At 44.0% G+C, this 5302-nt stretch carries 6 protein-coding genes; 4 read left to right on the top strand and 2 right to left on the bottom strand.

Annotated elements, in window-relative coordinates; all coding sequences use genetic code 11:
• The 4 genes from QVO88_RS10250 to QVO88_RS10235 all read left to right on the top strand — a co-directional run.
• Positions 1–581: type IV secretory system conjugative DNA transfer family protein (locus QVO88_RS10250; protein WP_288178000.1), on the top strand; the 581-nt coding region annotated here is incomplete at its 5' end.
• Positions 582–605: 24 nt separating this feature from the next.
• Positions 606–1367, top strand: coding sequence for a hypothetical protein (locus QVO88_RS10245; protein WP_022288379.1), 762 nt, complete (start codon positions 606–608; stop codon positions 1365–1367).
• A gap of 278 nt (positions 1368–1645) precedes the next feature.
• A complete protein-coding gene (locus tag QVO88_RS10240) occupies positions 1646–2347 on the top strand; it encodes a hypothetical protein (RefSeq protein ID WP_022288378.1) in 702 nt (233 codons plus the stop codon).
• 2 nt (positions 2348–2349) lie between these two features.
• On the top strand, positions 2350–4215 hold the full coding sequence (locus QVO88_RS10235) for an AAA family ATPase (protein WP_022288377.1): 1866 nt from the start codon (positions 2350–2352) through the stop codon (positions 4213–4215).
• A gap of 216 nt (positions 4216–4431) precedes the next feature.
• Here QVO88_RS10235 and QVO88_RS10230 read toward each other — a convergent pair whose 3' ends face one another.
• A complete protein-coding gene (locus QVO88_RS10230; RefSeq protein ID WP_022288376.1) occupies positions 4432–5094 on the bottom strand; it encodes an ABC transporter ATP-binding protein in 663 nt (220 codons plus the stop codon).
• 13 nt (positions 5095–5107) lie between these two features.
• Positions 5108–5302: hypothetical protein (locus tag QVO88_RS10225; RefSeq protein WP_288177999.1), on the bottom strand; the 195-nt coding region annotated here is incomplete at its 5' end.

The raw sequence follows: 5302 nt of genomic DNA, 5'->3' as shown, positions 1-5302 counted from the left end.
GCTTCAACATGAAAGAGCTGAGATACATCTTTAACAACAAGATATCCGTCAATCTTGCGGATATAGGGAGAAGAAAGACCGCAGTATTCATAAAGACAAGTGACACAGAGCATAATCTCGACAATCTTGTGAGCTTGTTCTATACCCAGACCTTGCAGGCACTGTGCAGAGAAGCTGATAACAGCCCTAAAGGCAGGCTTCCAGTGCCTGTGCATATGATACTTGACGACTTTGGTGCTACAAGCGCATATATCAGTAACTTCGACAAGAACATCTCCACCATAAGGTCAAGAGATATCTACGCATCACTGATAATACAGAGCCTGTCACAGCTTGCCACCATGTATGACGCAAACGCCGCCAAGACTATCATAAACAACTGCGACACACTGCTTTTCATGGGCTGCAACGACCCTGACACTGCAAGAATGATAGCGGACAGAGCGTCAAAGACCATGGACAACATACTCTGTATGCCAAGGGACAAGGTCTATGTGATATTCTCAGGCAGACAGGCTATGCTTGCAGACAAGATCGCACCATACAGTATGCTTCAAAAAGATCATCAGATAAGTATGTAAAAAATTACAAAAGGAGTAAAAACCATGCTACTAAATACAAATCAATTCTCTGAACTGCATTTTATAAAACAAGCCGTCAGAGATCTAATGGCACTTCCGCTGGAGAAGCTGACCTCTTACAGCACCCCAGCAGGTGAAAAGAGAGGCATTGACATCATCGCAGAGCAGATAGAGAAATACTTCCACATCAGCGCAAGCGATTGCATGAAAATGACCTTCGGCGAGCTTGTGGCTCTTATGGACGAGCTTGACACATATGCACAAATAATAAGCACCGATGCCGACAGCGAGGACGAGATAAGATGCTATTCGGCTTATGTAAGAAAAATGCTCGTCTTAAATCGACAGCTTCCGGAAGTGCAGATATACAACGCCATAAACGTCAAAGAATACTTAGGCTATCTGAACACACTCTGCATGGGCTCAAACACCAGATACCCTGCCAATGACAGATTTCTGTTGTCCAAACTTCAGATACAGCTTGAAAAAGTGCTGAAACAAGACCCTAACATGAGCTTAGGCAGTGCATTTGATATACTTGACAGAAAAGTCTGTGCATTCTGGATCCCATGGTGCATTTTTATTGACAACTACGCCGAACAGATACGTGACGCTTATGACATGAGGTGGTGGCTCATAGCCTCGGCTTCTGACATCATCTTGTCATACCCCTATAATGCGGCGGATATAATAGAGCGCTACAAGGGCGACCTGCCGCTTACCACAGCCCCCATTCCCGACGAACAGACCGCCATATCATCACAGAGCATAGAAAAAGGACATTAACATATAACCAACGATCATTAATTTTCTTTACCTTGATTTTTTCAATCACCTGATTCTATGCTCTGCTAAATGATCTGCTCTCTGTTCTGAGGGTGCAAATAGAACAAGTGACATGGCTCACTGCTGTTCGGCACAGCCATGTCGGCATTGTTCTTTACAAACGTTCATCGCCTTACACTGGTGTGAACGCCTCAAGCGGCGTTGCCGCTTCAATTTATACAATGGTAGGCAATAATGCTTACTAAACTTAAATTTTATAACGAAAGGACACCAACACTATGAAAAAAACAATTAATTTAAAAGACATCATCCATGAATACGAGAACATGACTCTCGAAAACGCCATTACTGTGATAATGGACACACCGCTGTCAAAGCTTCTTAACTTAACGGAGAATGACAAGGACATTGTTTTCAGCGAGCTTGAATGTAACTATGCCACCGCCCGTGACAAGTTCACGTTCAGAGACTTCATAGACGTATATCCAAGCTTCCTCAAGGACACAGGTATGACCATGAGAGGCGAAATAAGGTCTGCCGCAGACCAATACACTGAGCTTGCCGACACCATTGAGTATATGTGCAACATGGCTGAGCAAGCTGAGAGGATAGGCAAAATAAGGCTTGTCATGGAGGGCAAAGCGCCGCTTCCAATAAACATCAAGGGCTTCACAGACAATGCCAAGATGATATGCGCACTGAACGTCCTCTGCTCAATGGAGCTGAACGACTATTTTGCACAGGTAGGCAGACTCTATAACATCACCCCTGACGTATATCCATTTTGCAGTAAGCTTGTGAACAACGTTGGCTGTACAGTGGGCAAAATGCTTATAGCGGCAAGAGACACTATACCGAGCAACTGCGCATACATGATATTCGAGGAGCTGATATTAGCACCGTTCAGCATTGCCCGTATGCGTGAAAATTTCAAAAGGCGCAGAAGACGTCAACAAAACACCAAGAAAGGAGTGGAATAAAAATGCCACAAACAGAAGATATAGAATACATCAAGAAATATGAGGCGTATGATTGTATCAACGACTCCGAGGACGATGATTTTGACCCACTGGACGAGCTTTACGAGCCTGATCCTGTGGAGATTCAAAACACGAGCCAAAATCCATTTACAGCAAAGGTATTTGACCCCGAAACAATGTTTTTCGACCTTGCCGAAGCAAGAAAGACAGAAACAAAATTCAGAGAGAACATACTCTCTATGATGATGTCTGTTCTCATAAGCTCGGACAAGCCCAACGCACTGCTCTGCGGTCCTGCAGGCTGTGGAAAAACCAAAATAGTGGAGGAGCTTGCCTACAGGCTCAAAAACAGCGAGAACATCGTACCACAGTTCAAAGGCTATAGGATATATGCCCTCCAGCTCTCTGATATCGTGGCAGATTCAGGTCTTATGGGCGACCTTGAAAACAAGGTCAAAATGCTCATAAACTATATGAGCGACCAGGACGAGAAGCGAATTTTGTTTATCGACGAAATACATATGCTTTTTCAGGAAAAGGCATATCGGATCGTCGCTCAGATCTTGAAGCCTGCTCTGAGCCGTGGGAAAATAAAGCTCATAGGAGCGACAACGACCCAGGAAGCAAATCTCATCGACAGCGACCCTGCCTTTTGCAGGCGTATGACAAAGATAATAGTTGACGAAGCAGACCATGAGCAGACAGTGGAGATCCTTCTCAGCATGAACGAGCATTTTGCCAAACACTATAACATCTCGTTCGCTTTGAGCCGAAACAAGGCAGAGCACATTGTGGATATCGCAGACGAATTTTGCTACTCAGGCTCACACCGCCCTGACAATGCCATAACGCTACTTGACCGCTCCATAGCTTCCGCCGTGGTGAAGAACGCTTCTGACAAGAAGATGAAAATTACTCTCACCGACCGCCATATAAAAGAAACGGCTTTCCGCATGACATCAGGTCACAGCACGCCCCACGCCTTTAACGAGAGAGCCTTTCGCCGTGACCTCTCAGCCGTCTGCGGTCAGGAAGCTATCATAGACGACCTTGTCAACGTGCTTAAGCTCCATTCTCTCCACATCAGACCGACCAAAAAGCCTTTTACAATGCTTTTTATCGGACCAAGCGGAGTGGGCAAAACAGAGGTCGCAAAGATAATAGCCAAAAACTGTGCAGGCGAGAAACCTATCACACTGAATATGTCGGAATTCTATTATGACGCAGGCATAAACCGCATTATAGGCTCGCCTGCAGGCTATCTTGGAAGCGACAGCAATGTTGAACTGCCCTTTGATAAGCTCAAATCAAATCCCTATCAGGTGATACTCCTTGACGAGTTTGAAAAGTGCGACAGATCCGTACAAAGGCTGTTCATGTCTGTCTTTGACGAGGGCATTCTCACCACAAGTCAAGGAAACGTTATAGACTTCTCAAAGTCCATAATAATAGCCACCACCAACGCAGGCTGTACCGCAAAGAGCAGAAGCATTGGATTCAACTCAGACAGCACATCAGAAACACAACTCATAAGCGACCTTTCCGACTATTTTGACGTCGAGCTTATCAACCGCTTCTCACAGAAATACACTTTCAGCGAGATATCAAGGTCGGTGTACAGAAAGATAGTGGAAAACAGGCTTGTGAGCGAAATAAAAGTCATCAAAAGGCTTCACCCTGAGCTGAATATGGACTCCCTGTTCAGTGCAGACGAGCTTGCAAAGGCAGTAGATAAGATAACAGCCGACACCTACAACGTCAAATCAGGTGCAAGACCTGCCATCACAGCAGTAAGCAAGTTCATTGACAGCAGGTTCCTTTCACACTTCTCACGCATGGCAAAAACATACAGGCCAAACCAAAACTAACGCTCCGCCACAAAATACTAATGACCGCACCTTTCACGGGTGCGGTCATTTTTTTACTTCTGACAATTTTACTCTTATTAAACAGATATAAAGAAAAGAAAGATAAAAAAAGCCCGAATTATGTTATTAGGATATGTCACACCCACTGCATATCACGCTAAACAGCCAATATTACGATGTGATTTTTGCATTTGATGTGCGGGAATTGGATTTTTTCTATATGATCTTACCGTCAGACACTTCGATAACACGACTGCATTGTTCTGCGACTTTTGGATCGTGAGTAACGATAACGACTGTTTTTCCCTCTTTGTTAAGGCGTTTGAAAAGCTCCATTATCTCGGCCGAGGTCTTTGTGTCCAGCGCTCCTGTAGGCTCGTCCGCAAGTATCATGGCAGGCTCGTTGACAATTGCTCTGGCTATAGCAACACGCTGCTTCTGTCCTCCCGAAAGCTTGTTGCAAGGCTTCTTAGAAAGATCCCCCATACCAACAGCTTTTAATGCTTCAAGAGCTTTTTCTTTTTTATTCTTTATCTTTTTCTTTGCAAAATCCAATGGAATCAATACGTTTTCAAGGGCAGAAAAATCCTCAACAAGTGCAAAGTCCTGCATTACAATGCCTATCTTTTCATTCCTTATCTGTGCATACTGCCCCTCCGATAAATTTTTTACCAAAGTGCCGTCAATTGTGTACTCACCACTCTGATAGCTGTCTATGCAGGCAAGGATATGCAAAAGTGTGGATTTTCCTGCGCCTGATTTTCCAATTATCGCTACCATTTCACCGTCTGATATCTCGCATGATACCCCATGCAAAGCCTCATATTCATTGGCTTTCTTTGGATTATATATCTTTATTATTTTATCAAGCTTTATCATTATAATGCCTCTCTTATTCATTTATCATCAAGATCTCATTTGGTGTATTTCGTCTCATTATAACGCCCGGTATCAAAGGTGAGATCAGAATGTTCAAGATAACGATACATACACAGCCGATCAAGTGCAGCCAACCAAAACTTATCACTGTATTTCCCATAAATTTGCTCATAGTAAGAACATTTGAAATACACACTGCAATGGCGGC

The organism is Ruminococcus sp. CAG:57 (assembly GCF_000435935.1).
Lineage (GTDB): Bacteria > Bacillota > Clostridia > Oscillospirales > Ruminococcaceae > Hominimerdicola > Hominimerdicola aceti.
The sequence above is the reverse complement of the archived record's forward strand: the minus strand, read 5'-3'. Positions and strand labels throughout refer to the sequence as shown.